The sequence below is a fragment of the Pseudomonas sp. 9_2_1 genome (genome assembly GCF_059295275.1).
Window position 1 is genome coordinate 6,012,660 of sequence record NZ_CM181239.1, and the last position, 25,514, is coordinate 6,038,173.

Annotated in this window: 21 protein-coding genes; 9 read left to right on the plus strand and 12 right to left on the minus strand. The window is 63.5% G+C overall.

Annotated elements, in window-relative coordinates; all coding sequences use genetic code 11:
- Positions 1-33 precede the first annotated feature (33 nt).
- Positions 34-663, minus strand: a complete 630-nt coding sequence (gene ycaC / locus AC5O5I_RS27255; RefSeq protein ID WP_172222542.1) for an isochorismate family cysteine hydrolase YcaC — start codon at positions 661-663, stop codon at positions 34-36.
- A gap of 309 nt (positions 664-972) precedes the next feature.
- Here ycaC and AC5O5I_RS27260 point away from each other — a divergent pair, with 309 nt between their 5' ends.
- On the plus strand, positions 973-2,400 hold the full coding sequence (locus AC5O5I_RS27260) for a mechanosensitive ion channel family protein (RefSeq protein WP_172222539.1): 1,428 nt from the start codon (positions 973-975) through the stop codon (positions 2,398-2,400).
- 108 nt (positions 2,401-2,508) lie between these two features.
- On the opposite strand, the gene amaA is transcribed toward AC5O5I_RS27260, so the two are convergent.
- Together amaA and amaB are read right to left on the minus strand one after the other, a co-directional pair.
- The gene (gene amaA, locus AC5O5I_RS27265; RefSeq protein ID WP_172222535.1) at positions 2,509-3,795 is read right to left on the minus strand and encodes an L-pipecolate oxidase; all 1,287 of its coding nucleotides are present in this window, start codon (positions 3,793-3,795) and stop codon (positions 2,509-2,511) included.
- A gap of 149 nt (positions 3,796-3,944) precedes the next feature.
- The gene (gene amaB / locus AC5O5I_RS27270; RefSeq protein ID WP_494511845.1) at positions 3,945-5,435 is read right to left on the minus strand and encodes an L-piperidine-6-carboxylate dehydrogenase; all 1,491 of its coding nucleotides are present in this window, start codon (positions 5,433-5,435) and stop codon (positions 3,945-3,947) included.
- Positions 5,436-5,570: 135 nt separating this feature from the next.
- On the opposite strand from amaB, the gene AC5O5I_RS27275 reads away from it, so the two are divergent.
- Both AC5O5I_RS27275 and hglS read left to right on the plus strand, forming a co-directional pair.
- Positions 5,571-6,461 carry a LysR family transcriptional regulator gene (locus AC5O5I_RS27275; RefSeq protein WP_172222527.1) on the plus strand — a complete coding sequence of 297 codons (891 nt, stop codon included), beginning with the start codon at positions 5,571-5,573 and terminating at the stop codon, positions 6,459-6,461.
- A gap of 201 nt (positions 6,462-6,662) precedes the next feature.
- Positions 6,663-8,057: a 2-oxoadipate dioxygenase/decarboxylase HglS gene (hglS, locus tag AC5O5I_RS27280; RefSeq protein WP_172285944.1), complete on the plus strand. Its 1,395-nt coding sequence runs from the start codon at positions 6,663-6,665 to the stop codon at positions 8,055-8,057.
- Between the two features lie 11 nt (positions 8,058-8,068).
- Here hglS and AC5O5I_RS27285 read toward each other — a convergent pair whose 3' ends face one another.
- Positions 8,069-8,995 (minus strand): LysR substrate-binding domain-containing protein, encoded by a 927-nt coding sequence (locus tag AC5O5I_RS27285; protein ID WP_172231453.1) that lies wholly within the window; start codon positions 8,993-8,995, stop codon positions 8,069-8,071.
- 153 nt (positions 8,996-9,148) lie between these two features.
- Here AC5O5I_RS27285 and AC5O5I_RS27290 point away from each other — a divergent pair, with 153 nt between their 5' ends.
- Positions 9,149-10,537 carry a NorM family multidrug efflux MATE transporter gene (locus tag AC5O5I_RS27290; protein WP_494511846.1) on the plus strand — a complete coding sequence of 463 codons (1,389 nt, stop codon included), beginning with the start codon at positions 9,149-9,151 and terminating at the stop codon, positions 10,535-10,537.
- A 49-nt stretch (positions 10,538-10,586) separates the two neighbouring features.
- Here the strand turns inward: AC5O5I_RS27290 and AC5O5I_RS27295 are convergent, their stop codons facing one another.
- Positions 10,587-12,251: a putative bifunctional diguanylate cyclase/phosphodiesterase gene (locus AC5O5I_RS27295; protein ID WP_172285943.1), complete on the minus strand. Its 1,665-nt coding sequence runs from the start codon at positions 12,249-12,251 to the stop codon at positions 10,587-10,589.
- A 253-nt stretch (positions 12,252-12,504) separates the two neighbouring features.
- Here AC5O5I_RS27295 and rep point away from each other — a divergent pair, with 253 nt between their 5' ends.
- Together rep and AC5O5I_RS27305 are read left to right on the plus strand one after the other, a co-directional pair.
- Positions 12,505-14,514 (plus strand): DNA helicase Rep, encoded by a 2,010-nt coding sequence (gene rep, locus AC5O5I_RS27300; RefSeq protein ID WP_172285942.1) that lies wholly within the window; start codon positions 12,505-12,507, stop codon positions 14,512-14,514.
- A 65-nt stretch (positions 14,515-14,579) separates the two neighbouring features.
- The gene (locus tag AC5O5I_RS27305; RefSeq protein WP_172232644.1) at positions 14,580-15,152 is read left to right on the plus strand and encodes a xanthine phosphoribosyltransferase; all 573 of its coding nucleotides are present in this window, start codon (positions 14,580-14,582) and stop codon (positions 15,150-15,152) included.
- A 123-nt stretch (positions 15,153-15,275) separates the two neighbouring features.
- Here the strand turns inward: AC5O5I_RS27305 and AC5O5I_RS27310 are convergent, their stop codons facing one another.
- The 5 genes from AC5O5I_RS27310 to dadA form a co-directional block, all read right to left on the minus strand.
- Entirely contained in the window at positions 15,276-17,132 is a 1,857-nt protein-coding gene (locus AC5O5I_RS27310) for an acetyl-CoA hydrolase/transferase C-terminal domain-containing protein (RefSeq protein WP_494511847.1), read from the minus strand.
- Between the two features lie 164 nt (positions 17,133-17,296).
- On the minus strand, positions 17,297-17,719 hold the full coding sequence (locus tag AC5O5I_RS27315) for a c-type cytochrome (protein ID WP_172223069.1): 423 nt from the start codon (positions 17,717-17,719) through the stop codon (positions 17,297-17,299).
- 136 nt (positions 17,720-17,855) lie between these two features.
- Positions 17,856-18,404 carry a cupin domain-containing protein gene (locus AC5O5I_RS27320; RefSeq protein WP_172223072.1) on the minus strand — a complete coding sequence of 183 codons (549 nt, stop codon included), beginning with the start codon at positions 18,402-18,404 and terminating at the stop codon, positions 17,856-17,858.
- A gap of 109 nt (positions 18,405-18,513) precedes the next feature.
- A complete protein-coding gene (gene alr, locus AC5O5I_RS27325) occupies positions 18,514-19,587 on the minus strand; it encodes an alanine racemase (protein WP_494511848.1) in 1,074 nt (357 codons plus the stop codon).
- A 144-nt stretch (positions 19,588-19,731) separates the two neighbouring features.
- Positions 19,732-21,036: a D-amino acid dehydrogenase gene (gene dadA / locus AC5O5I_RS27330; RefSeq protein ID WP_172223080.1), complete on the minus strand. Its 1,305-nt coding sequence runs from the start codon at positions 21,034-21,036 to the stop codon at positions 19,732-19,734.
- Between the two features lie 156 nt (positions 21,037-21,192).
- Between dadA and dadR the strand changes: the two genes are divergently transcribed.
- Positions 21,193-21,681, plus strand: coding sequence for a transcriptional regulator DadR (gene dadR, locus AC5O5I_RS27335; RefSeq protein ID WP_003258963.1), 489 nt, complete (start codon positions 21,193-21,195; stop codon positions 21,679-21,681).
- Positions 21,682-21,683: 2 nt separating this feature from the next.
- On the opposite strand, the gene AC5O5I_RS27340 is transcribed toward dadR, so the two are convergent.
- Positions 21,684-22,037 carry a YkgJ family cysteine cluster protein gene (locus AC5O5I_RS27340; RefSeq protein WP_172223084.1) on the minus strand — a complete coding sequence of 118 codons (354 nt, stop codon included), beginning with the start codon at positions 22,035-22,037 and terminating at the stop codon, positions 21,684-21,686.
- Between the two features lie 256 nt (positions 22,038-22,293).
- On the opposite strand from AC5O5I_RS27340, the gene AC5O5I_RS27345 reads away from it, so the two are divergent.
- Positions 22,294-23,586 (plus strand): NAD(P)/FAD-dependent oxidoreductase, encoded by a 1,293-nt coding sequence (locus tag AC5O5I_RS27345; protein ID WP_172223088.1) that lies wholly within the window; start codon positions 22,294-22,296, stop codon positions 23,584-23,586.
- Between the two features lie 39 nt (positions 23,587-23,625).
- Here the strand turns inward: AC5O5I_RS27345 and AC5O5I_RS27350 are convergent, their stop codons facing one another.
- Positions 23,626-23,856, minus strand: coding sequence for a DUF1127 domain-containing protein (locus AC5O5I_RS27350; RefSeq protein WP_172223092.1), 231 nt, complete (start codon positions 23,854-23,856; stop codon positions 23,626-23,628).
- Positions 23,857-24,034: 178 nt separating this feature from the next.
- Between AC5O5I_RS27350 and AC5O5I_RS27355 the strand changes: the two genes are divergently transcribed.
- Complete coding sequence (locus tag AC5O5I_RS27355) at positions 24,035-25,465, plus strand: aminotransferase-like domain-containing protein (RefSeq protein WP_172287600.1); 1,431 nt, start codon at positions 24,035-24,037, stop codon at positions 25,463-25,465.
- The last annotated feature ends 49 nt before the right edge of the window (positions 25,466-25,514 follow it).

A 25,514-nucleotide genomic window follows, 5' to 3' on the forward strand; every position in this document is an offset into this window, starting at 1 on the left:
GGCACCGACCGTCGGTGCCCGGGGCGTAGCGGTTTACTTGCTGGCGTTGAAGGCGTTGTAGCTGGTCATCAGGTTGCGGTAGTCAGGGATGTGGTTGGAGCACAGCGCGGCCAGGCCTTCCACGTCATTGCGCCAGTCGCGGTGCAGCTCACAGGCCACGCCGAACCAGGTCATCAGCTGCGCACCGGCCTGGCTCATGCGGTCATGGGCGGCGTCGCGGGTCATGGCGTTGAAGGTGCCGGAAGCATCGGTCACCACGAACACGTCGAATTCTTCTTCCAGGGCTGCCAGGGCCGGGAAGGCCACGCACACTTCAGTCACGACGCCGGCAATGATCAGCTGCTTCTTGCCGGTGGCCTTCACTGCCTTGACGAAGTCTTCGTTGTCCCAGGCGTTGATCTGGCCTGGGCGGGCAATGTACGGGGCGTCCGGGAACAGTGCCTTCAGTTCCGGTACCAGCGGGCCGTTGGGGCCTTGCTCGAAGCTGGTGGTGAGGATGGTCGGCAGGTTGAAGAACTTGGCCAGGTCGGCCAGGGCCAGCACGTTGTTCTTGAAGGCATCCGGTTCGATGTCGCGGACCAGCGACAGCAGGCCCGCCTGGTGGTCGACCAGCAGTACGGCGGCGTCGTCTTTGTTCAGGCGGTTGTATTTGAAGTTGGTCATGGTCGTTGCTCCAGAAGGTTTTGATTGTTCAGTAAGTTGGGTGTTTCGCGTTGATGGGAGAAGATTAAATCCATCACCTTTTCAGCGGTAGATAGCGGTTTTTGGCTTTAGCGTTCTGTTATGTGAACGATGGATTGGCGCTGAATTTGCTGGCCCCTTCGCGGGTGAACCCGCTCCCACAGGGACTTCACCAAACTCAGAGCTGTGGGAGCGGGTTCATCCGCAAAGAGGCCGGCACAGGTTCACATTGCCTGCGACGGCAACCTGCTCTATTACTACCCACAGCCTCCCCTCACCCCCGAGACTTCCATGCTGGCGTTCATCCAGTCGTCCCCGTTGTTGCTCGGCTCCGCCCTGATCCTGCTTGACCTGGTGCTCTGGCAGCTCATCCCTGTTCAGCGCCGCGCCTGGCGCATCGGCGCACGGCTGGTGATATTCCTGCTGTTCAGCTCGGTGCTGGTGGCCGCCGGCATGAGCCCGCTGCAACCGCCACCCTGGCCTGACGATGTTTCGCGCAACCTGATGGCCACGGTGCTGGCAATCGGCTGGTGGCTGTTTGGTGCGCGCACGATCACCGTGGTGTTCGGCCTGCTGCTGGTGGCCAGGGGCAGCCATGGCGGCCGGCTGCTGCAGGATGTACTGGGCGCGCTGATATTCCTGGTCGCAGTGGTCGCTGCTGCAGGCTATGTGCTGCAGCTGCCGGTAAAGGGCCTGCTGGCCACGTCCGGGGTGATGGCCATCGTCATCGGCCTCGCGCTGCAGAGCACGCTGGCCGACGTGTTCAGCGGCATCGTGCTGAATACCACGCGGCCCTATCAGATCGGCGATTCGATCTCCATAGATGGCACCGAGGGCAAGGTGGTGGATATCGACTGGCGGGCCACGCGCATGATCACCGGCACCGGCAGCCTGGCGGTCATCCCCAACTCGGTGGCGGCCAAGGCCAAGCTGCTCAACCATAGCCGCCCGGCCGATCGCCACGGGGTAACCATCAGCGTGGTGGTGCCGGCCAAGGTTCGCCCAAGGCGGGTGTTCGACGCCCTGGAAAAGGCCTTGCAGGGCACCAGCGCCCTGCTCGCCTCGCCAGCGCCCAAGGTTTCGGTGAAAACCTCGACACTGGAGTCGGTGGAGTACGAAGCCAGTGGTTTCATTGCTGACGCCGCACTCAAGACCGAAGCGCGCAACCAGCTGTTCGACCTGGCCCACCGGCACCTGGAGGCCAGCGGGGTGATGTGGAATGTCGACCTGGCGATGCCGCCGCGCAGCCGCCAGCGCGAGGTGCTGGATGAAGTGCGGGTGTTCCGCTCGTTGAGCGATGAAGAACGCGATGCACTAAGCCAGCGCATGACGACAGTGGAGTACCTGGCCGATCAGGTGATCCTGGGCGTGGGCGAGCATTCCGATCACCTGCTGGTAATCGGTAGCGGTGTGGTCTCGGCAGCGGTGCGCGATGGCGACAAGCTGCTGGAAGCCGGGCGCATGGGGCCGGGTGAGGTGCTGGGGGTCGAGGGGATCATTGACGAAGAAGATTCGTTTGCCGAGTTCCGCACCCTGACCAGCTGCGTGTTGTACCGGATCGACAAGGAACAGGTGAAGAGCTGCCTGGTACAGCGCGGCGAAGTGCAGACGGCGTTGAGCAAGTTGCAGCGCTTCCGGCGGCAGAGCCGGGAGTCGTTGCTGCTGCAGAAGCCGGCCCTGATCAAGAAGGGCGGCTTCCTTAGCTGGTTGCACAAGTAAGCCTATACTGGCCTCTTCGCGGGTAAACCCGCTCCCACGGGTACATCACAAGTCTCGAAAACTGTGTTGTACCTGTGGGAGCGGGTTTACCCGCGAAGAGGCCGGTACTTACAACACAACTCTCAAGCATTGCCCCGCGTGGTACAGCGAGAACCCGGACTCATAGAACGCGGTGCGCAGTGACGGCGCGCTCACGCCGGCCATCGGCGAGAACGGTATCGGCAAGCTGTCCGCCTCGCCCTTGAGCAGGAACTCGGCAAACGCCCGGCCGATCACGGTGCCGGTCGTGTTGCCGCGGCCGTTGTAGCCAGTCACCGCCACCAGCCCCGGCGCCGGCTCGAACAGGCGCATCAAGTGGTCGGGGGTGAAGTCGATGCAACCGGTCCAGTGCATTTCCCACTCGACCTTGCCCAGCTCCGGGTAATAGTGGCTCTGGATGCGGTCCGCCCAGCTGCGCACAAACCACGCCGGCTTGTTGTCGACCCGGCCCAGGCTGCCGAGCAACAGCCGGCCCTGGTCGTCACGGCGGATGCTGCTGAGCACCGTGCGGGTGTCCCAGGAGCCTTGGCCATGAGGCAGCACTTTGTCGGCCGCAGCGCCGTGTAGAGGCTTGGAAGCCACCTGGTAGTAATACCCACGGAAAAACTGCTTCTGCAGGTTGCTCCAGTCGCCTTCGGTATAGGCGCCGGTGGAAATCACCACCTTGTCGGCGCGCACTGACCCGCGAGCGGTCTTCACCCGCCAGGCATCGCCGTCACGTTCAAGGCCTTCGACCGACGATTGCTGGAACAGCTTGCCGCCCAGACGCGCCACGGCAGCCGCCAGGCCCTGGGTGTAACCCATGGGGTTGATGGTGCCGGCGCGGCGGTCGAGCAGCGCGGCAGAAATCTTGTCGGTACCGCAGTACTCCTGGCACTGGGCGCCGGTCAGCAGCTCCACGTCGGCACCCCGGCGGCTCCACTGCGCATGGCGCGCTTCGAGGTCGGCGATGCCGGTGGCGTTGTGCGCCATGTGCAGCGTGCCTTTGTGCTGGGCCTGGCAGTCGATGCCAAGGCGCTCGATCATGGCGAACACTTCAGCCGGGGCCTCGCCGAGTACCTTGTTCAGGCGGCTGCCCGTCTTCTGGCCGAGGGTCGCTTCGACGTCGTCCGGGCGAATCCAGGTGCCGGCGTTGACCAGGCCGACGTTGCGCCCGGACCCGCCATGGCCGATCTTCCAGGCCTCCAGCAGGATCACCGACTTGCCCTGTTCGAGCAGGTGGATAGCCGCAGACAAGCCGGTAATGCCGCCACCGATCACACAGACATCCGCCTTGTGCTCACCGGCCAGGGCCTGGTCGGCGACGGTCGGTTTGCTGACGAATTCCCACAAGCATTCTTGACGCAGTTCGGACATGGCCCGGCTCCAGCAATTTGTTCTTGTTGGGGCCGCGGTGCGGCCCTGTCGCCGACAAGCCAGCTCCCACAGAGAGCGTACGGTAGACAACACTCTCTGTGGGAGCTGGCTTGCCGGCGAAACGGGGGCAGAGCCCCCGCCTGCGGTCATCAGTCGAACACGATACCCTGCGCCAGCGGCAGCTCGCGCGAGTAGTTCACGGTGTTGGTCTGGCGACGCATGTAGCCTTTCCAGGCATCCGAACCGGACTCACGGCCACCGCCGGTTTCCTTCTCGCCACCAAACGCGCCGCCGATCTCGGCGCCGCTGGTGCCGATGTTGACGTTGGCGATGCCACAGTCGCTGCCCGAAGCGCTCTGGAAGCGTTCGGCTTCACGCAGGTCGGTGGTGAAGATGCACGACGACAGGCCTTGTGGCACTTCGTTGTTCAGGCGCAGGGCCTCTTCGAAGTCGTCGTAGGCCAGCACGTACAGGATCGGGGCGAAGGTTTCATGGCGTACTACCTCGCTCTGCGCCGGCATTTCGGCGATGGCTGGCGACACGTAGTAGGCGTTCGGATACTGGTCGGCCAGCTGGCGCTCACCACCAAATACCTGGCCGCCTTCATCGCGGGCCTTGGCCAGCGCACCCTGCATGGCGTCGAACGACAGTTTGTCGATCAGCGGGCCAACCAGGTTGTCTTTGCGTGGGTCGCCGATGCGAACTTTGCCGTAGGCGGCTTTGACGCGGGCAACCACTTCGTCCTTGATCGAGCGGTGCACGATCAGGCGACGCAGGGTGGTGCAGCGCTGACCGGCGGTGCCGACAGCAGAGAACAGGATGCCGCGCACGGCCAGGTCCAGGTCTGCGCTCGGGGCCAGGATCATGGCGTTGTTGCCGCCCAGTTCCAGGATGCTGCGGCCGAAGCGGGCAGCGACACGCGGACCGACTTCACGGCCCATGCGGGTGCTGCCGGTGGCGCTGACCAGCGGTACGCGCGGGTCATCGACCATGGCTTCGCCAGCTTCACGGCCACCGATCACCAGTTGGGCCAGGCCAGCCGGTGCATCGCCGAAGGCTTTCAGGGCTTTGTCGAACAGCGCCTGGCAGGCCAGCGCGGTCAGCGGGGTTTTTTCAGACGGTTTCCACAGCACCGAGTTACCGGCCACCAGGGCCAGGGCGGTGTTCCAGGCCCAGACGGCTACCGGGAAGTTGAAGGCGCTGATCACGCCGACCACGCCCAGCGGGTGCCAGGTTTCACGCATGTGGTGGCCAGGGCGCTCGGAAGCGATGGTCAGGCCGTACAGCTGACGCGACAGGCCGACGGCGAAGTCGCAGATGTCGATCATTTCCTGCACTTCGCCCAGGCCTTCCTGGGTGATCTTGCCGGCTTCGATCGATACCAGCTCGCCGAGGTCCGCCTTGTGCTCGCGCAGCACTTCACCGAACAGACGCACCAGCTCGCCACGGCGTGGGGCCGGTACGCTGCGCCAGGCTTCGAAGGCGCTCTGGGCCTGATCGATGCGAGCGATGGTCTCGGCCTTGCCGAGCAGTTTCACCGAGGCGATCTGGCTGCCGTCGATCGGCGTGTGAACAGGGTAGTCGCCCTGGGTGTAAGCATCGGCGGCAACGCCAAGGCGCTCGAGCAATCCAGCAACCATTTGTGCATCTCCTATATCGGTGATGGGGTGGAAAAATGATGTGGATCAGTATTAATCCGATCACACCAGTGCAACAAACGACCTTTATTCCGCATATCATTCCGTCAGGTAATGATTCGAGCCGCAGAGACCGCTATGTCCAAACGCCTGGTGCCCTCCATGACCGCCCTGCAGTGCTTTGAAGCTGCCGCGCGCCATTTAAGCTTTACCCGTGCCGCCGAAGAGCTGCACCTGACCCAGAGCGCGGTCAGCAAGCAGGTAGCGCAGCTTGAAGAGATGCTGCGCCACCACCTGTTCCTGCGCATTCGCCGGCGCCTGCAACTGACCCCGGCTGGCAGTCTGTACCTGGCCGAGGTCAACAAGATCCTCACCCAGGTCGACATGTCCAGCCGCTATGTCCTGACCTATGGCGAGCAGACCGAGATACTGAAGGTAGCTACTCAGCCGAGCTTTGGCGTGCGCTGGTTGATTCCTCACCTCAAGGGCTTTGGCAAACGCCACACCAATATCCACCTTGATATCCGCAACGAGATGGAACCGTTTGCGCTGCTGCAGGGGTCGGCGGACGTGGTGTTCTTCTATGGCCAGGGCACGTGGCCGGGGGCCACCTGCGTTGAGCTGTTCCGCGAAGAAGTGGTGCCGGTGTGCGCGCCGGAGCTGCTGGCCGGGCGCGAGCTGGGCGATGCCGCAGAGTTGGCCGAACTGGTACTGCTTCAGAGCACCTCGCGGCCGGAGGCCTGGCATGAGTGGTTCCAGGAGCTGGGGCTGCAGAGCGTCAGTGCCTACCACGGGCCACGCTTTGATACGTTCTACATGGCGCTGAGCGCGGCGCAGGCTGGCTGCGGGGTGGCGTTGGTACCGCGTTATCTGGCGGCCAAGGAACTGGCCGACGGTAGCCTGGTGGTGCCGTGGAACCATGCAATGCGCAGTGGCGGGGCGCATTATCTGGCGTATGCCGAGCATGCGGCGGAGGTGCCAAAGGTGCGGGCGTTGGTGGAATGGATTGATGAGCAGCTTCAGGCTTGAGGGCCTCTTCGCGGGCACGCCCGCTCCTACAGGGACCGCGCAGGTTCAAGCCCTGTGCAGTACTTGTGGGAGCGGGCATGCCCGCGAAAGGGCCCTGAAGGTCGATCAAAAAAGGAATGACACACTCACTTTTTTTCGCTTGTGAGCCAAGTGCATTCCCAGCTTTCATGTAAGCGTCCAAACCTAACCAGGAAGCTAGCGATGCCCGCCCACGATTTCGTCAGCCCAGACAGCATCCGCGCGCAGTTCTCTGCCGCCATGTCGCTCATGTACAAACAGGAAGTGCCGCTCTACGGCACGTTGCTGGAGCTGGTGAGCGAAATCAACCAGCAGGTCATGGCCCAGCAACCCGAGGTAGCCGAAGCCCTGCGCTGGACCGGCGAAATCGAGCGCCTGGATCAGGAACGCCACGGCGCCATCCGCGTCGGCACCGCTGAAGAGCTGGCCACCATCGCCCGTCTGTTCGCCGTCATGGGCATGCAGCCGGTCGGCTACTACGACCTCAGCTCTGCCGGCGTGCCGGTGCACTCCACCGCGTTTCGCGCGGTGCACGAGCAGTCGCTGCACGTCAGCCCGTTCCGCGTGTTCACCTCGCTGCTGCGCCTGGAGCTGATCGACAACCCGCAGCTGCGTGAACTGGCCCAGAGCATCCTCGCCAAACGCCAGATATTCACGGATCGCGCCCTCGCGCTGATTGCCCAGTGCGAACGCGATGGTGGCCTGAACGCTGCAGATGCCGACGCATTTGTGCAGGAAGCGCTGCACACCTTCCGCTGGCACCATGATGCCACGGTCACTGCCGAGCAGTACCAGCAGTTGCACGACCAGCATCGCCTGATCGCCGACGTGGTCGCCTTCAAGGGCCCGCACATCAACCACCTGACCCCACGCACCCTGGATATCGACGCCATCCAGATGGGCATGCCGGCCAAGGGCATCCCGCCCAAGGCCGTGGTCGAAGGCCCGCCCACCCGCCGCCACCCGATCCTGCTGCGCCAGACCAGCTTCAAGGCGCTGCAGGAAAAGGTTGCCTTCCGCGACCAACAAGGCAGCGAGGGCAGCCACACTGCGCGCTTTGGCGAAATCGAGCAGCGCGGTGCGGCGCTGACGCCGAAAGGGCGCCAGCTGTACGACAAGCTGCTGGATGCGACCCGGGCCGCCTTGGGCGGTGTGCCGGCCGAGGCCAACGCCGAGCGCTACAGGGCGCTGCTGCAGGAAACTTTTGTCGAATTCCCGGATGACCTGGCGCAGATGCGTGAACAGGGCCTGGCGTACTTCCGCTACTTTGCCACCGAAAAAGGGCTGGCTGCGCGTGGCCAGGACGATCGACCGACCACCCTGCAGGGCCTGATCGACGCTGGTCATGTGCACTTCGAGGCGCTGGTGTACGAGGACTTCCTGCCGGTGAGTGCTGCAGGGATCTTCCAGTCCAACCTGGGTGACGATGCCCAGGCCGAGTACGGCAGCAACGCCAACCGCGATGCGTTCGAAGCGGCGTTGGGGCTGCAGGTGCAGGATGAGCTGGCGCTGTATGCACAAAGCGAGCGCCGGTCGTTGCAGGCCTGTGCACAGGCCTTGAATCTGGGCTCGATGTAAGGCTGCGGGAATCAGAGGGGCGGCAGGATTTCCACATCAGGTAGATCCATCGCCGCCACCTCCTCATCCAGAAACGCGCTCAACCGCCGCAAACGCTCGCCCCCCGGCCGTGTACGGGGCCACACCAGGTAATAGTCCATCCCGCTGGGCACCGCCGTCGGCCATGGCAGGCTAAGCCGTTTCTGCGCCACATCCTCGGCCACCATCAGCAAGTCGCCCATGGAAATCCCGTAACCACGCGCAGCAGCAATCATGCCCAGTTCCAGAGTGTCGAACACCTGGCCGCCCTTCAGCGAGACCTTGTCGCTGAGCCCCATGCGCTCCAGCCATTCGCGCCAGTCACGCTTGTCCACCGTGGGGTGCAACAGCTCGATGCAGGCCAGCCGGCGCACGTCCCACGGCTCCTCGTCCAGCAGGTCCGGCGCGCCCACCGGGATCAGCAACTCCGGGAACAACTTGCGCACCTCCCAGTCCGCCGGGAATGCCCCGTCACTGAGCAACACCGCGCAATCGAACGGCTCCTGGTTGAAGTCCACATGGTCCACGTCCATCCAGGCGCTGGTCAGCTGCACTTCATTGCCCGGCTGCAAATGACGGAAGCGACTCAAGCGCGCCAGCAACCAGCGCATGGTCAGCGTCGAAGGCGCCTTCATGCGCAGGATGTCATCTTCGCCGCGCAAGGTATCGCAGGCCCGCTCCAGCGCGGCAAAACCTTCACGCACCCCAGGCAGCAGCACCCGCGCCGCTTCGGTCAGCTGCAGGCTGCGGCCACTGCGGACGAACAAGCGGCAGGCAAAGTGATCCTCCAGCGTGCGGATATGCCGGCTGACCGCACTTTGGGTGATCGACAGCTCTTCACCCGCGCGGGTGAAAGAGCTTGAGCGTGCGGCAGCTTCAAATGCGCGCAGGGCATACAACGGTGGGAGCTGACGAGACATCTGGTACCTGCCATACGAGCTGTGAGGCAACTCCTGAAAGCATATATGCATGAGTCAAAGTCATGCCAACAATCGGTTTTATCCTTTTGTGCAAAGTTGACCGAAGCCTCAGAATCGCGCTTCGCTACATCACCTCCGGAAGAAGGACAGCCCATGCACGTCGCGCCCACCACAGAACTCAAGGCGTTGCTGCGCCTGGCCGGGCCGCTGATCGCCTCGCAGTTGGCGCACATGCTGATGGTGCTGACCGACACCCTGATGATGGCCCGCATCAGCCCGCAAGCCCTGGCCGGTGGTGGACTGGGCGCAGCCAGCTATTCGTTCGTGTCCATCTTCTGCCTGGGCGTGATCGCCGCCGTCGGCACTTTGGTGGCCATCCGCAAGGGCGCCAACGATATCGAGGGCGCTACCCGCCTGGCGCAAAACGGCCTGTGGCTTGCCTGGGGCCTGGCGCTGGTGGCCGCGCTGGCGTTGTGGAACCTTGAGCCGGTATTGCTGATGTTCGGCCAACAGCCGGAGAACGTGGCCTCGGCGGCGCAGTTCCTGACCCTGCTGCCACTGGCGCTGCCCAGCTACCTGACCTTCATGGCCCTGCGCGGTTTCACCAGCGCCCTCGGCCGCTCGACCCCGGTGATGGTCATCAGCGTGGTCGGCACGGTGCTCAACTACCTGCTCAATGTCGCCATGCTCGAAGGCATGTTCGGCCTGCCGAAGCTGGGCCTGATGGGCATTGGCCTGGTCACCGCGGTGGTATCGCTGGGCATGGCCATTGCCCTGGCGCTGTATATCCGCTGGCACCCGGCGTATGCCGCCTACCCGCTACGCAAGGGCCTGTCGCGCCCGTCAATGCCGGCGCTGCGCGAGTTGTGGTGGCTGGGCTTGCCCATTGGCGGCACCTACATGGTGGAAGTGGGCCTGTTCGCCTTCGCCGCCCTGTGCATGGGTGTGCTGGGCAGCACCGAGCTGGCGGCGCATCAGATCGCCCTGCAGATCGTCTCCACGGCGTTCATGGTGCCGACCGGGCTGTCGTATGCGGTGACCATGCGCGTGGGCCTGTATTACGGCGCCGGCAATCTGCTGGCGGCACGCAGCGCCGGGCGGGTCGGGATTGGCTTCGGCGGGCTGATCATGTTCGGCTTTGCGGCACTGTTCTGGCTGTTGCCCGATGCACTGGTAGGGCTGTTTATCGACCGCAGCGACCCGGCCTTCGCCGCCATCTACCAACTGGCGGTGCAACTGGTGATGGTCGCGGCCTGGTTCGAGCTGTTCGATGGCATGCAGACCATCGCCATGGGTTCGATTCGTGGCCTCAAGGATGCCAAGACCACATTCCTGATCGGCTTGTGCTGTTACTGGCTGGTGGGCGCGCCGAGTGCCTGGCTGTTCGCATTCAACCTGGGCGGCGGCGCGGTCGGCATCTGGTGGGGGCTGGCATTGGGGCTGGCGTTTGCTGCCGTGGCGCTGACCTTCGGCTTTGAATGGCGGATGAAGCGGCTGCTGCGCAAAGCCGGTGTGGCTGACGGTTCTGCAGTGTCTGTGTGATTGCCGGGGCTTTGTGTTGCGATGGAGGGCAAAGCCCTCCCTCGCGATGTCACAGGCTAACCAGCTTCGGCTTGCTGCAATCCATCAAAAACTCCATCAACTCCGCCACGGGCAAAGGCTTGCTGACCAGAAAGCCCTGCACCTGGTCACAGCCAAACTCGCGCAACAGTGCCAGCTGCTCTTCGCTCTCCACGCCCTCGGCCACCACCTCGAGGTTGAGGTTGTGCGCCAGGTTGATCATGGCGTGCACCAGCTTGCGGTTCTCCTCGCGCATTTCCATTTCGGCAACGAAGCTGCGGTCCACCTTGAGCAAGGCGATCGGCAGGCTGTTGAGGTGTACGAAAGAAGAAAAGCCGGTGCCGAAATCGTCGAGGGAAAAGCGCACGCCCAGGCGCCCCAACGCGTCCATGGTCTGGCGCACCAGCTCGTTGCGGCGCATCACTGCCGTTTCGGTCAGCTCGAACTCCAGCCAGCGCGCATCGACGCCATGCTCAAGGATCAGACGGCTCAAGGTAGCCAACAGCTGGCTGTCCTGAAACTGGCGGAAGCTAAGGTTGACCGCCATGTGCAGCGGTTCCAGGCCACGCTCGCACAGCACCTGCATGTCACGCAGGGCGCGGGAAATCACCCAGTAGCCCAACGGCACGATCAGGCCGCTTTGCTCGGCCAACGGCACGAACTCGCTGGGCGGCAACAGCCCACGCTCGGCATGGCGCCAGCGCACCAGCGCCTCCAGGCCGACGATGCGCCCGTCGGCCATGTTCAGCCGCGGCTGGTAGTGCAGCTCCAGTTCATCCCGGCGCAAGGCACGGCGCAGTTCGCTTTCCAGGTCGGCGAGGCTGCGCGCATTACGGTTGATGCGCTCGTTGAACACATGGAAGGTGCAGCCCTGGCTGCCCTTGGCCTGGCGCATGGCGATGTGCGCGTGCCACATCAGCGGGTCGGCGCCACCCTGCGCGCGGGCGTGGGCCAGGCCCAGGCTGCAGCCCAGCAGCAGGCTTTCGCCATCGACCCAGTAAGGTTCGGCCAGGGCCTCGACGATGCGTTCGGCCATCCATTCGGCGCGGTTGGCGTCGCGGCGGGTGTCGATCAGCAGGGCAAACTCGTCGCTGCCCAGCCGCGCCAGCTGGTCGCCCGCCTCCAACTGATGCTTCAGGCGTGCAACCACCTGCAAGATCAGCCGGTCGCCACTCTGGTGGCCAAGGGCGTCGTTGACGTGGCGAAAGTTGTCCAGGTCGAGGTGGCCGAGGGCAATGCCGCGCCCCTCGTTTTCGGCCAGGCGCGCGGTCAGCAGTGCCTGAAAACCCTGGCGGTTGGCAATGCCGGTCAGCGGATCTTGTTCGGCCAGGCGCTGCAAGGTGGCCACCAGCACACCCCGCTCGCGCACATGGCGTAACGAGCGGCGCAGGTTATCGCTATTGAGCTGATCACGGACCAGCCAGTCGCTGGCACCACTGGGCGCCGTTTCGGGCTCATCCTCCAGCAACAGGATGGTCGGCAGCTCGCAGCGCCCCGGCGCTGGCTGCATGGCAGGGGTTGCCAGTATCACGGCCTGGCGGTCATGGCTGAACAGGCTGTCGACCGCCTCCCAGTTCGGTGCCGTGAGCAGCACGGCGCTGCCATTCAGGGCAGGCATGCACGCGTGCAGCAAAGCTGTCCAATCCGGCTCATCAGCCAACAGCAGCAAACGCAAAGGTTCGACAGGCGTGGACAAGCGGGCTCCTTAGGCTTCACGGTGCAACGAGATCTGGCGGGTATGCTACTGTATTCAATGAAAATGATTTTCACTTTTATACATGTTTTCAGGGCGTAGCAGCCCGACGTATTTTGTCGTGCATCCTGCGCGAAACTGCGCCGCCCGGCAAATCCCGTTTACATATTTGACTCACACGTCAGACGGTCACGCCACAACCGCCACATGCCTGTTAGAATGCGCGGCTATTTTCTGGCGACCCCCGGTTTCTAGCATGTCCCGACTCAATCCCCGGCAGCAGGAAGCCCGTGACTACGTCGGCGGCCCTCTTTTGGTGCTCGCCGGTGCAGGTTCGGGCAAGACCAGCGTGATCACACGCAAGATTGCCCACCTCATCCAGAACTGCGGCATCCGCGCCCAGTACATCGTGGCGATGACCTTCACCAACAAGGCCGCGCGCGAGATGAAGGAACGGGTCGCCACCTTGCTGCGTCCGGGGGAAGGCCGTGGCCTGACGGTGTGCACCTTTCACAACCTGGGCCTGAACATCATCCGCAAGGAGCACACCCGGCTGGGCTACAAGCCGGGGTTCTCGATCTTCGACGAGTCGGACATCAAGGCGTTGCTGTCCGACATCATGCAAAAGGAATACTCAGGCGACGACGGCATCGACGAGATCAAGAACATGATCGGTGCCTGGAAAAACGACCTGATCCTGCCACCCGAAGCCCTGGAAAAAGCGCGCAACCCGCGCGAGCAGACCGCCGCCATTGTCTACACCCACTACCAGCGCACGCTCAAGGCGTTCAACGCGGTGGACTTCGACGACCTGATCCTGCTGCCGGTCAAGCTGTTCCAGGAAAACCCCGACGTGCTCGAACGTTGGCAGAACCGCGTGCGCTACCTGCTGGTGGACGAATATCAGGACACCAACGCCAGCCAGTACCTGCTGGTGAAGATGCTGATCGGCATGCGCAACCAGTTCACCGTGGTGGGCGACGACGACCAGTCGATCTATGCCTGGCGTGGCGCCCGCCCAGAAAACCTGATGCTGCTCAAGGAGGATTACCCCTCCCTGAAAGTGGTCATGCTGGAGCAGAACTACCGCTCCACCAGCCGCATCCTGCGCTGCGCCAACGTGCTGATCGCCAACAACCCGCACGATTTCGAGAAGCAGCTGTGGAGCGAGATGGGCGTCGGCGACGAGATCCGCGTCATCCGCTGCAAGAACGAGGAAGCCGAGGCTGAACGCGTGGCCATGGAAATCCTTACCTTGCATCTGCGCACCGACCGCCCGTACAGCGACTTCGCCATCCTGTACCGCGGCAACTACCAGGCCAAGCTGATCGAACTGAAGCTGCAGCACCACCAGGTGCCGTATCGTCTGTCGGGCGGCAACAGCTTCTTCGGCCGCCAGGAGGTCAAGGACCTCATGGCCTACCTGCGCCTGCTGGTGAACCCGGACGACGACAACGCCTACCTGCGGGTGATCAACGTACCGCGCCGCGAAATCGGCTCCACCACCCTGGAAAAACTCGGCAACTACTCGACCGAGCGCGGTATTTCGATGTACGCCGCCAGCGAGGAGCTAGGCCTGGGCGAGCACCTGGAGCCGCGCTACACCGAGCGTTTGCAGCGCTTCAAGCACTGGCTGGACGGGGTTCGCCACAAGGTCGCCCTGGACGACCCGATTGCTGCGTTGCGCGAGATGATCCGCGACATCGACTACGAGAACTGGATCCGCCAGCAGACCGCCAGCGACAAGGCTGCCGAGTTCCGCATCAGCAACGTCTGGTTCCTGATCGAAGCGCTGAAAAACACCCTCGAGAAGGATGAAGAGGGTGACATGACCATCGAGGACGCCATCGGCAAACTGGTGCTGCGTGACATGCTCGAGCGCCAGCAGGAAGAGGAAGAAAACGCCGAAGGTGTGCAGATGATGACCCTGCATGCCTCCAAGGGCCTGGAATTCCCTTACGTGTTCATCATGGGCATGGAAGAGGAAATCCTCCCGCACCGCTCCAGCATCGAGGCCGACACCATCGAAGAGGAACGCCGCTTGGCCTACGTGGGCATCACCCGCGCCCGCCAGACCCTGGCGTTCACCTTCGCTGCCAAGCGCAAGCAGTACGGTGAAATCATCGACTGCACGCCCAGCCGGTTCCTCGACGAACTGCCACCGGACGACCTGGCCTGGGAAGGCCTGGACGATGCACCGGTCGAGGTAAAGGCCGCACGCGGCAACAACGCGCTGGCCGATATCCGGGCAATGCTCAAACGCTGATCAACCATTACTCTTAAACTTTGCCGCTAGCTAGCGGCAACCTTTGTTACATCGAGGAAACTACAGTGGAAGCACTGCATCAGAAGATTCGCGAAGAAGGCATCGTGCTTTCCGACCAGGTTCTCAAAGTCGACGCGTTTCTCAACCACCAGATCGATCCGGCGCTGATGCAGCTGATCGGTGACGAGTTTGCCCGCCTGTTCGCCGATGCCGGCGTGACCAAGATCGTCACCATTGAAGCTTCGGGCATTGCCCCGGCGGTAATGGCCGGCCTGAAGCTGGGTGTGCCGGTGATTTTCGCCCGCAAGCACCAGTCGCTGACCCTGACCGAGAACCTGCTGACTGCCTCGGTGTATTCCTTCACCAAGCAGACCGAGAACACCGTGGCCATCTCGCCGCGCCACCTCAACAGCAGCGACCGCGTGCTGGTGATCGACGACTTCCTGGCCAACGGCAAGGCATCGCAGGCGCTGATCTCGATCATTAAGCAGGCCGGTGCTACCGTAGCTGGCGTGGGTATCGTCATCGAAAAATCGTTCCAGGGCGGCCGTGCCGAGCTGGACAGCCAGGGCTACCGCGTTGAATCGCTGGCCCGGGTGAAGTCGCTGGAAGGCGGTGTGGTGTCCTTCATCGAGTAAGCCTGTACCGGCCCCATCGCCGGCAAGCCAGCTCCCACAGTAATTTCACAGAGGCCGAGCCTTGTGCAGTACCTGTGGGAGCTGGCTTGCCGGCGATGGGCTGCAAAGCAGCCCCTGCAATCTTCAGGTCGCTGCCAACCCTGCCAGCAACAAGCGCTGATAAAGCTCTTGCTTCAATCCCTGCGGAGCATCCAGCCCCATCCGCGCCAGATGCCGCTCATACCCCTCCGGCCCCGGCGCCTCCAGCGCTGCCTTGCCCAGCTCCAGCATCTCGCTCAGCTTGAACTTGCTCTTCAACCAGTTCAGCGCCCGCAACAAGTCCCGCTCTTCAGTCGTGAAGTCCGTGCCCAGCGGATACTCCGGGAACAGCCGCGCATGCTGCGCCCTGATCGCCTCCAGCCGCTGCGGTGTGTTATCGGTAAAGCGCGGCTCCAGCTGGAAATCCCGGGCCAGTTTGCCGGCCTTCTTCGCCTGTTCGATCAGCGCGTCCTGGAAGCGCGAATCACTCACCGCCAGCAACCGCGCAATCACTTCGCTGTCGGTCTGCCCGCGCAAATCGGCGATGCCGTATTCGGTCACCACAATGTCGCGCAGGTGCCGAGGGATGGTGCAGTGGCCATAGCTCCAGAACAGGTTTGAACTGACCTCTCCACCCGCCTCGCGCCAGCTGCGCAACAACAGGATCGAGCGCCCGCCCTCCAGCGCATGGCCTTGGGCGACGAAGTTGTACTGCCCACCTACGCCACTGAGCACCCGGCCATCTTCCAGCTGGTCCGCCACGCCGGCGCCGAGCAGGGTCATGCCAAACACGGTGTTGATGAAGCGCGCATCGCGGCGCTGACGGCGCTTGAGTTCTTCCTGCCCGTACAGTTCGTTGATGAAGCTGATACGGGTCATGGCAAAACGCGCCCGCTGTTCGAGCGGCATATCCCTCAAGCGCTGGTAGAACGCACCAGGACCAAGGAAAAAGCCGCCATGCAACAACGGGCCCTGCTCATCCGCCGGGCGCCGTAACAGCCCTGCCTCGGCCAGCACCAACAGGCCATTGACGAACATTTCGCTGCAGCCGTACAGGCCCTGGGCGAAGGCGTCAAGGCCCCCTTCCCGCTCGATCAGCGCCTGCCACGGCCCGACATCCAGCGCATCGAGTAGCGCACGGTAGCCCGCGTTGTCACCCTGGCGCGCCAGCAGTGCAGCGGCAACGGCGTCGCCCATGGCGCCGATACCGATCTGCAGGGTACCGCCGTCGCGCACCAGGCTGCTGGCGTGCAGGCCAATGCAATGGTCCTGGGTGCTGACCGGCATGTTCGGTGTGGAGAACAGGCGGCGTTGCTCCGCTTCATCGATCAGCAGGTCGAAGCTGTCGATGGGCAGCTCGGCGTCGCCCGGCATGTAGGGCAGCTCGGCGTGCACCTGGCCCAGCATGAGGATGGTTTCGCCGACCGCACGGCGCTTGGCGATCATCGGCAACAAGTCGAGGGTGATGTCGGGGTTGCAGGCCAGGCTCAGATGCACAGGCTTTTCGGGACTGGCAGCCACCAGTTGCGCGACCAGGTTCAGGCCTTTGCCGTTGATGTCGCGGGCGGCATGGCTGTAGTTGCTGCTGACGTAGTCCTGCTGAGCCGATTCGCTGTGCAGCAGGCTGCCGGGCTGCATGAAGAACTGTTCGACACGAATGTTTGCCGGCAAGGTGTCGTTGCGCAGGTCGGCGAGGTAGCTGAGCTCTTCATAGTCGGCGAAGACACGCTCGACGAAGGGTTCGAGAAAGCGCCGTTGCAGGCCATCACCCAGTGGCGGGCGGCCCAGGGACAGTGCGGTGTAGATGGTCAGACGCCGCTCAGGCAGCTCGCGCACGCGGGCGTACAGGGCATTGACGAAGGCGTTGGGCTTGCCCAGGCCCAGCGGCAGGCCCATGTGGATGTGGGCTGGCAGCTGTGACAGGACTTGCTCGACGGCTTGGTCGAGGGAGCAGAGATGCATCTGGGCCTCCTGAGTCATCCGTGGGTTCAGGGGTTGGACATGAGCTCAAAGGGTTGGTTGCCTGTACTGGCCCTTTCGCGGCGTTAGCCGCGAAGCGGCCGGCACAGGCAGCACAAAAACAAAACCCGCCATCGATGGCGGGCTTCACACAATTCAGCTGTCACTCACAGCCCGGACATTTTCTGGATCGCCGCCTTCAGGTCGTCATCCGAGCAGTCTGCGCAAGTGCCTTTCGGCGGCATGGCGTTGATACCGGTAATGGCCTTGGCGAGGATGCCATCGAGCCCGCCCTGGTGGTCGGCGCGTTCCTTCCACGCGGCGGTATCGCCAATCTTCGGCGCGCCGAGCAGGCCGCTGCCATGGCAGGCATTGCAGTGCTTGGCGATGATATCGTCCGGCGTTTTCGCAGCGCCGCCAGCGGCTGCTGCAGCTACTTCCATGCCTTTGCATTCCTGGCCCTGGACACACACCTGGCCAACCGGTTCCAGGCGTTTGGCGATGTCGTCATTGGTCGCAGCGGTTGCACTCATTGCCCAGAGGGCGAATACGGCTGCTGGTACGGCCAGCATCTTCTTGATTTGGTTCACGCGTACACCCTCATGGTGGCTAATCACGCTCGCGGCCACGGATCGGCGAGCGTTGAAAAGTATAGCGGGAACCCAGAGGCCGTGAAACGACCCTACACGGGAAAGGGGTATTGCCGAATCAATGCACTGCGCTGGATCAAAAGTTTGAAGGGGTCGCCGCACTGATCAGCCGCGCGGGCTGGTCGAACGGGTTGCGAAAGCGGTGCGGGCGGGTGCTTTCAAAGTAGTAGCTGTCGCCCTCTTCAAGGATGAATAGCTCGGTACCGACCACCAGTTCCAGCCGTCCCTCAAGCAGAATGCCGGTCTCTTCGCCGTCATGGGTGAGCATTTCGGCGCCGGTGTCGGCACCTGGCGGGTACACCTCGGTGAGAAAGGCAATGGCACGGTTGGGGTGCGACTTACCGACCAGTTTCATGGTCACCGCACCGTCGGAGATATCGATCAGCTCATGGGCCTTGTAGACGATCTGCGCGGGGCGTTCGGATTCCAGCTCGACCGAGAAGAACTCGACCATGGACATGGGAATGCCGCTCAGCACCTTGCGCAGTGAGCTGATCGAGGGGCTCACGCTGTTCTTCTCGATCATCGAGATGGTGCTGTTGGTCACGCCGGCACGTTTGGCGAGTTCGCGCTGGGACAGGCCCTTGAGCTTGCGGATGGCTTGCAGTCGTTCGCCGACGTCCAAAGCTGGAGCCTCCTGAAACGGTGGTAAGGGGGGTGGATGTGAACGATATCATGGCAATGCCGTTCAGTATTTACAACACACCGCCCTTCATCCTGTCCGCTTCAGCGTGTCATTCGCCGCAGTAGTCCCGCGGTACCCGCTTCAGGTTGCAGAAGATCTGGTAGGGGATGGTGCCGGCGTGCGCCGCCACCTCACTGGCCAGCACCTGCTTGCCCCAAAGCTCGACCGGGCTGCCGACAGTCGCTTGCGGCACATCGGTCAGGTCGATGCTGAGCATGTCCATCGACACCCGGCCAATCAGCTGGGTGCGCTGGCCGGCCACCAGCACCGGGGTGCCATTGGGCGCCTGGCGTGGGTAGCCGTCGGCGTAGCCCATGGCGACCACGCCAACGCGGGTCGGGCGCGGGCTGACGAACCTGGCGCCATAGCCTACCGGCTCACCGGTGGGCAACTCACGCACGCTGATCACCCGTGATTGCAGGGTCATTACCGGTTGCAGGCGTTGGGCTTGCGCCTGCGCCACTTCGAATGGCGTGGCGCCGTACAGCATCAGGCCTGGCCGTATCCAGTCGCTGGGTGCCTGCGGCCAGCCCAGCACGCCGGGCGAGTTGCGCAGGCTGCACTCGGCGGCCAGGCCCTGGCGGGCGGCTTCGAATACGGCGATCTGCTGGGCCGTGGCGTCGGCATCCAGCTCATCGGCGCGGGCGAAGTGGCTCATCAGCACGATGCGTGAAACCTTGCCACTGGCCAGCAGGCGCTGATAGGCGTCGTGGTAATCCTTGGGGTGCAGGCCGACGCGGTGCATGCCGCTGTCCAGCTTGAGCCAGACGGTGATTGGCTTGTGCAGCTGGGCGTGTTCAATGGCTTCCAGTTGCCACAGCGAGTGCACCACGCACCAAAGGTCGTGCTCGGCGATCAGGGCCAGTTCGCTGGCTTCGAAAAAGCCTTCCAGCAGCAGCACTGGGGCCTTGATACCGGCGGCGCGCAGCTCCAGCGCTTCTTCGATGCAGGCCACGGCGAAACCGTCGGCTTCGGCCTCCAGCGCGAGGGCGCAACGCACGGCGCCGTGGCCATAGGCGTCGGCCTTGATCACGGCGAGGGCTTTGGCACCGGTCAGTTCACGGGCCAGACGGTAGTTGTGGCGCAAGGCCTGGAGGTCGATCAGGGCGCGGGCGGGACGCATGGCGGCTGCCTTATGGTGGTTCGGGTTGAAAACGATGCTGGGTTCTTCGCGGGTGAACCCGCTCCCACAGGGACCGCAAATTGCCAAGGTTTGCGCAATCCTGTGGGAGCGGCTTTAGCCGCGAAGCGGCCGATATAGGCGATCTTACTGCTGGTGAGCCGGCGCAGTCTGCCCGTGGCCGGCCGCTTCCCGGCTGTTGCCATAACGGGAAATATCCAGGCCTTCGGCACTGATCTGCGGCTTCTTGCGCGCAATCAGGTCGGCCAGCAGGCGACCGGAGCCGCACGCCATGGTCCAGCCCAGGGTCCCGTGACCGGTGTTCAGGAACAGGTTGCGGAACGCCGTGGCGCCAACGATCGGCGTGCCATCCGGCGTTGCCGGGCGCAGGCCGGTCCAGAAGCTGGCCTGGCTCAGATCACCCCCGCGAGGATAAAGGTCGTTGACGATCATCTCCAGCGTTTCGCGCCGACGCGGGTTCAGCGACAGGTCAAAACCGGCGATTTCAGCCATGCCACCGACGCGAATGCGGTTGTCGAAACGGGTGATCGCGACCTTGTAGGTTTCGTCGAGAATGGTCGAGGTCGGGGCCATGTCGGCGTTGGTGATCGGCACGGTCAGCGAGTAGCCCTTCAACGGATATACCGGGGCCTTGATGCCCAACGGCTTGAGCATCTGCGGCGAGTAGCTGCCCAGTGCCAGCACGTAGCGGTCGGCGGTTTCCAGCTTGCCGTCAATCCACACGCCATTGATGCGATCGCCTGCAAAGTCCAGGCGCTGGATGTCCTGGCCGAAGCGGAACTCCACGCCCAGGTTCAGCGCCATTTCGGCGAGCTTGTTGGTGAACAGCTGGCAGTCGCCGGTCTGGTCGTTAGGCAGGCGCAGGGCACCGGCCAGGATGTCTTTCACACCCGCCAGGGCGGGTTCGACGCGGGCAATACCATCACGGTCCAGCAGCTCGTAAGGCACGCCGGACTGCTCGAGCACGGCGATGTCCTTGGCTGCAGCATCCACCTGGGCCTGGGTGCGGAACAGCTGGGTAGTACCCAGGCTGCGGTTTTCGTAGGCGATGCCGGTTTCGGCGCGCAGCTCGTCGAGGCAGTCACGGCTGTACTCGGACAAGCGCACCATGCGCTCCTTGTTCACCGCATAACGGCTGGCGGTGCAGTTGCGCAGCATCTGCGCCATCCACAGGTACTGGTCGACGTCGCCGGTGAGCTTGATGGCCAACGGGGCGTGGCGCTCGAGCAGCCACTTGATGGCCTTCAGCGGCACGCCTGGGGCGGCCCAAGGCGAGGCATAGCCGGGCGAGATCTGGCCAGCGTTGGCAAAGCTGGTTTCCATGGCCACCGCCGGCTGGCGGTCGACCACCGTCACTTCGAAACCTTGCCGGGCCAGGTAGTAGGCACTGGCGGTTCCGATTACACCGCTACCAAGTACCAGAACTCGCATCGTTTTATCCCTCATACGCGGCACGCCGCAGACTTTTATTGATATGGCATGAATGGGCGCAGTATAAAAATTCGAAGCCAGTGCAATTCACTATATAAAAGCCTATTATTGGCGAGAATTCTCGGCAAAATCGCCTTTCACGGAGGGGCATCCCCTATGAGAACCCAGCACCAGAGCAAGCGTGAACTGGACAAGATCGACCGTAACATCCTGCGTATCCTGCAGAATGACGGGCGGATTTCCTTCACCGAACTGGGCGAGAAAGTTGGGCTTTCCACCACGCCTTGCACCGAGCGGGTTCGCCGCCTGGAACGCGAGGGCATCATCATGGGCTACAACGCTCGCCTGAACCCGCAGCACCTCAAGGGCAGCCTGCTGGTGTTCGTCGAAATAAGCCTGGACTACAAGTCGGGCGATACCTTCGAGGAGTTCCGCCGGGCGGTATTGAAACTGCCCCATGTACTGGAGTGCCACCTTGTGTCAGGTGACTTTGACTACCTGGTGAAAGCGCGTATTTCGGAGATGGCGTCTTACCGCAAGCTGCTCGGCGACATCCTGCTGAAGCTGCCGCACGTGCGCGAGTCGAAGAGCTACATCGTGATGGAGGAAGTGAAGGAGAGCCTCTGCCTGCCGATCCCGGACTGAGGCTAGACCAGCACCTGCCGGGTGGTGGCGATGAACTGGTGGACGAGCTGCTCGGCGGCGGGCTCGATCATCGGTTGCGGGCCACGGCCACGTGGGCAGGCCATGCGCGGCGTGGTGCCAAACAGGCGGCAGATCATCGGGCGCTCTTCGTACACCGTGCAGCCGTCGGGGCCCAGGTGCACGCAGTCCAGGCGCTCCATGGCAGCGTCCTGTTCGGCCTGGGACTTGCGCGGCAGGCGGGCCATTTCTTCCGTCGAGGTGGTGACCGGGCCGCAGCAATCGTGGCAGCCGGGCTCGCACTCGAACGAGGGGATGAGTTCGCGCAGGAAGTGGATTTTGTGGCGGTTGCAGGACATGGCTGAGTTCAACGTTGATGACTTGCCGGATTATAGGCGCTCCGGCTTCGTGCAGGAGCGGCCTTGTGTCGCGAAAGGGGTGCGCAGCGCCCCCAGTGCCTCAGCTTCGCCACTGATATTGCCGGGGCCGCTCTGCGGCCCTTTCGCGACCCAAGGCCGCTCCTACAATTGACCGCACCAGACTTGAGGCCGGTTGCCCGCCCCGGAGCCCCGGCTTATCCTCCTCCCCTAGCCCACCAGCCCCAGGACACAGCCCATGATCCATAGCGCGCAGCACGCCGCCTCGTATTACGCCGCCAGCAGCGCGCCACACCCTGACCATTCATTCCTGCAAGGCGACCACTCAGCGGACGTATGCATCGTCGGCGGCGGCTACTCGGGTCTGAACACTGCCATCGAGCTGGCCGAGCGCGGCTTTTCGGTGATCTTGCTGGAAGCACGCAAACTCGGCTGGGGCGCCAGCGGGCGCAATGGCGGGCAGCTGATCCGCGGCGTCGGCCATGGCCTGGAGCAGTTCCTGCCGGTAATCGGCGAGGACGGTGTGCGCAGCTTGAAGCTCATGGGCCTGGAGGCGGTGCAGATCGTCCGCGAGCGGGTCGAAAAGCATGCCATCGCCTGCGACCTGACCTGGGGCTACTGCGACCTGGCCAACAAGCCCGCCGAACTGCAGGGCTTTGCCGAGGATGCCGAAGAGCTGCGCAGCCTCGGCTACCAGCACGAGCTGCGCCTGGTTGGCAAGGACGATATCCACAGCGTGGTCGGCGCCGACTGCTATGTCGGCGGGCTGGTCGACATGGGCTCCGGCCACCTGCACCCGCTCAACCTCGCCCTGGGTGAAGCGGCCGTGGCCAGCCGCCTGGGGGTGAAGCTGTTCGAGCAGTCCGAGGTCACCCGCATCGACTACGGCGCTGAAGTACAGGTGCATACCGCCCAGGGCCGGGTGCGTGCGAAAAACCTGGTGCTGTGCTGCAACGCCTATCTCAACAACCTCAACCGCGAGCTGGGCGGCAAGGTGTTGCCAGCCGGCAGCTACATCATCGCCACCGAGCCGCTGGGTGAAGAACGTGCCCACTCGCTTTTGCCTCGGAACATGGCCGTGTGCGACCAGCGCGTGGCGCTGGACTACTACCGTCTCTCCGCCGACCAGCGCCTGTTGTTCGGCGGTGCCTGCCATTATTCAGGCCGTGACCCGCAGGACATCGCCGCGTACATGCGGCCCAAGATGCTCAAGGTTTTCCCGCAATTGGCCGACGTGCGCATCGAATACCAGTGGGGGGGCATGATCGGCATTGGTGCCAACCGCTTGCCGCAGGTGGGCCGCCTGGCCAGCCAGCCGAACGTGTATTACGCCCAGGCCTACGCCGGGCATGGGCTGAACGCCACCCACCTGGCAGCGCGCCTGCTGGGCGAGGCTATCAGCGGCCAGGAGAGCGGGCGCTTCGACCTGTTTGCCAAAGTGCCGCACATCACCTTCCCTGGCGGCCAGCACCTGCGCTCGCCGCTGTTGGCGTTGGGGATGCTCTGGCATCGTCTTAAAGAGCTGGTCTGAAAGCAACGCGGTCTGTGCAGGAGCGCAGCCTCTGCCAGATCAGTCCTTCCAGAAGGGTTTACGCCCCTCGATCCGCGCCTGCTCCCAGCTCAGCCCGACATCGCGCAACTCGTCATCAGTCAACTGCAGCAGCGCCCTGCGGGTGTGCCAGCGATGCAGCATCAGCCCCCAGCGCCCCAGCCCCTGCGGCGCGTTGAACACCTTGGCCTGCTGCCCGGCTTCCAGCTCCCTGGCCATCAGTTGCAAGCGCACATCGCTCATGCCACTCATCGCTGCGTTCTCCCATTCAGTTGATACCGTGGAGAAAGCATGCGCGTCGGCACTAGCGGCAATACAGATCCAATACAGCCTTATTATTCCCATACAGAATTGGCCGTAGGCCGACTGAATGCTGTATTTTCAGGGTAACTGTACCGGTCGTTATGCCATTGCAGCGCAGGAGTATGCCGTGACCCTCTACCTGAACCTTGCCGAGCTGCTGGGTGCCCGTATCGAACAAGGCCTGTACCGCCCTGGGCAGCGGCTGCCATCCGTGCGCGCACTCAGCACAGAGCACGGGGTGAGCCTGAGCACCGTGCAGCAGGCCTACCGCACGCTTGAGGACAGCGGCATGGTCTCGCCAAGGCCCAAGTCCGGCTACTTCGTCAGCGACCACCGCCACCTGCCAGCCCTGCCAGCCGTGAGCCGTCCGGCCCAGCGCCCGGTGGATATCTCGCAGTGGGAACAGGTGCTGGAGCTGATCCGCAGCACCCCGCGCAAGGATGTGGTGCAACTCGGGCGGGGCATGCCCGATATCGACAGCCCCACCCTCAAGCCGCTGCTGCGCAGCCTCGCCCAGTTGAGTCGGCGCCAGGACATGCCTGGCCTGTACTACGACAACATCCATGGCAACCTGGCCCTGCGCGAACAGGTGGCCCGGCTGATGCTCGACTCCGGCTGCCGCCTCGGCCCGGCTGACCTGGTGATCACCACCGGCTGCCATGAGGCGCTGTCGTGCAGCATTCGCGCAGTGTGCGAGCCAGGCGACATTGTTGCAGTCGACTCCCCCAGCTTCCACGGCGCCATGCAAACCCTGAAGGGCCTGGGCATGAAAGCGCTGGAAATCCCCACCGACCCGGTCACCGGCATCAGCCTGGAAGCCCTGGAGCTGGCCCTGGAGCAGTGGCCGATCAAGCTCATCCAGATCACCCCCAGCTGCAACAACCCGCTCGGCTACATCATGCCCGAAGCGCGCAAGAAGGCCCTGCTGAGCCTGGCCCAACGCTACGATGTGGCGATTCTGGAAGACGATGTGTATGGCGACCTGGCCTACACCTACCCGCGCCCACGCACCCTCAAGTCGTTCGACGACGATGGCCGGGTGTTGTTCTGCAGCTCTTTCTCCAAGACCCTCGCCCCTGGGCTCAGGGTGGGCTGGGTGGCACCCGGACGCTACCTTGAGCGGGTGCTGCACATGAAGTACATCAGCACCGGCAGCAGTGCCAGCCAACCGCAACTGGCCATCGCCGACTTCATCGCCGGCGGGCACTACCAGCCCCACGTTCGCCGCATGCGCAGCCAGTATCAGCGCGGCCGCGACCAGATGAGCGACTGGGTAACCCGCTACTTCCCGGCGGGCACGCGGGTCAGCCGGCCCCAGGGCGGCTTCATGCTGTGGGTGGAATTACCAGAACATTTCGACACGCTACGGCTGAACCGGGCTTTACTGGAGCAAGGCGTGCAAGTTGCCGTCGGCAGCATCTTCTCGGCCTCGGGCAAGTTCCGCCACTGCCTGCGCATGAACTTCGCCGCGCGGCCGACGCCGCAGATCGAAGCTGCCGTGCGCAAGGTGGGTGAAACCGCCCTTCGTCTACTGGATGAAGATAGCGCCGGCGCGTAACTTTGCGCCGCCCACCACGGTCCAACCCTTCAAGCTTTCGCCGCACAGG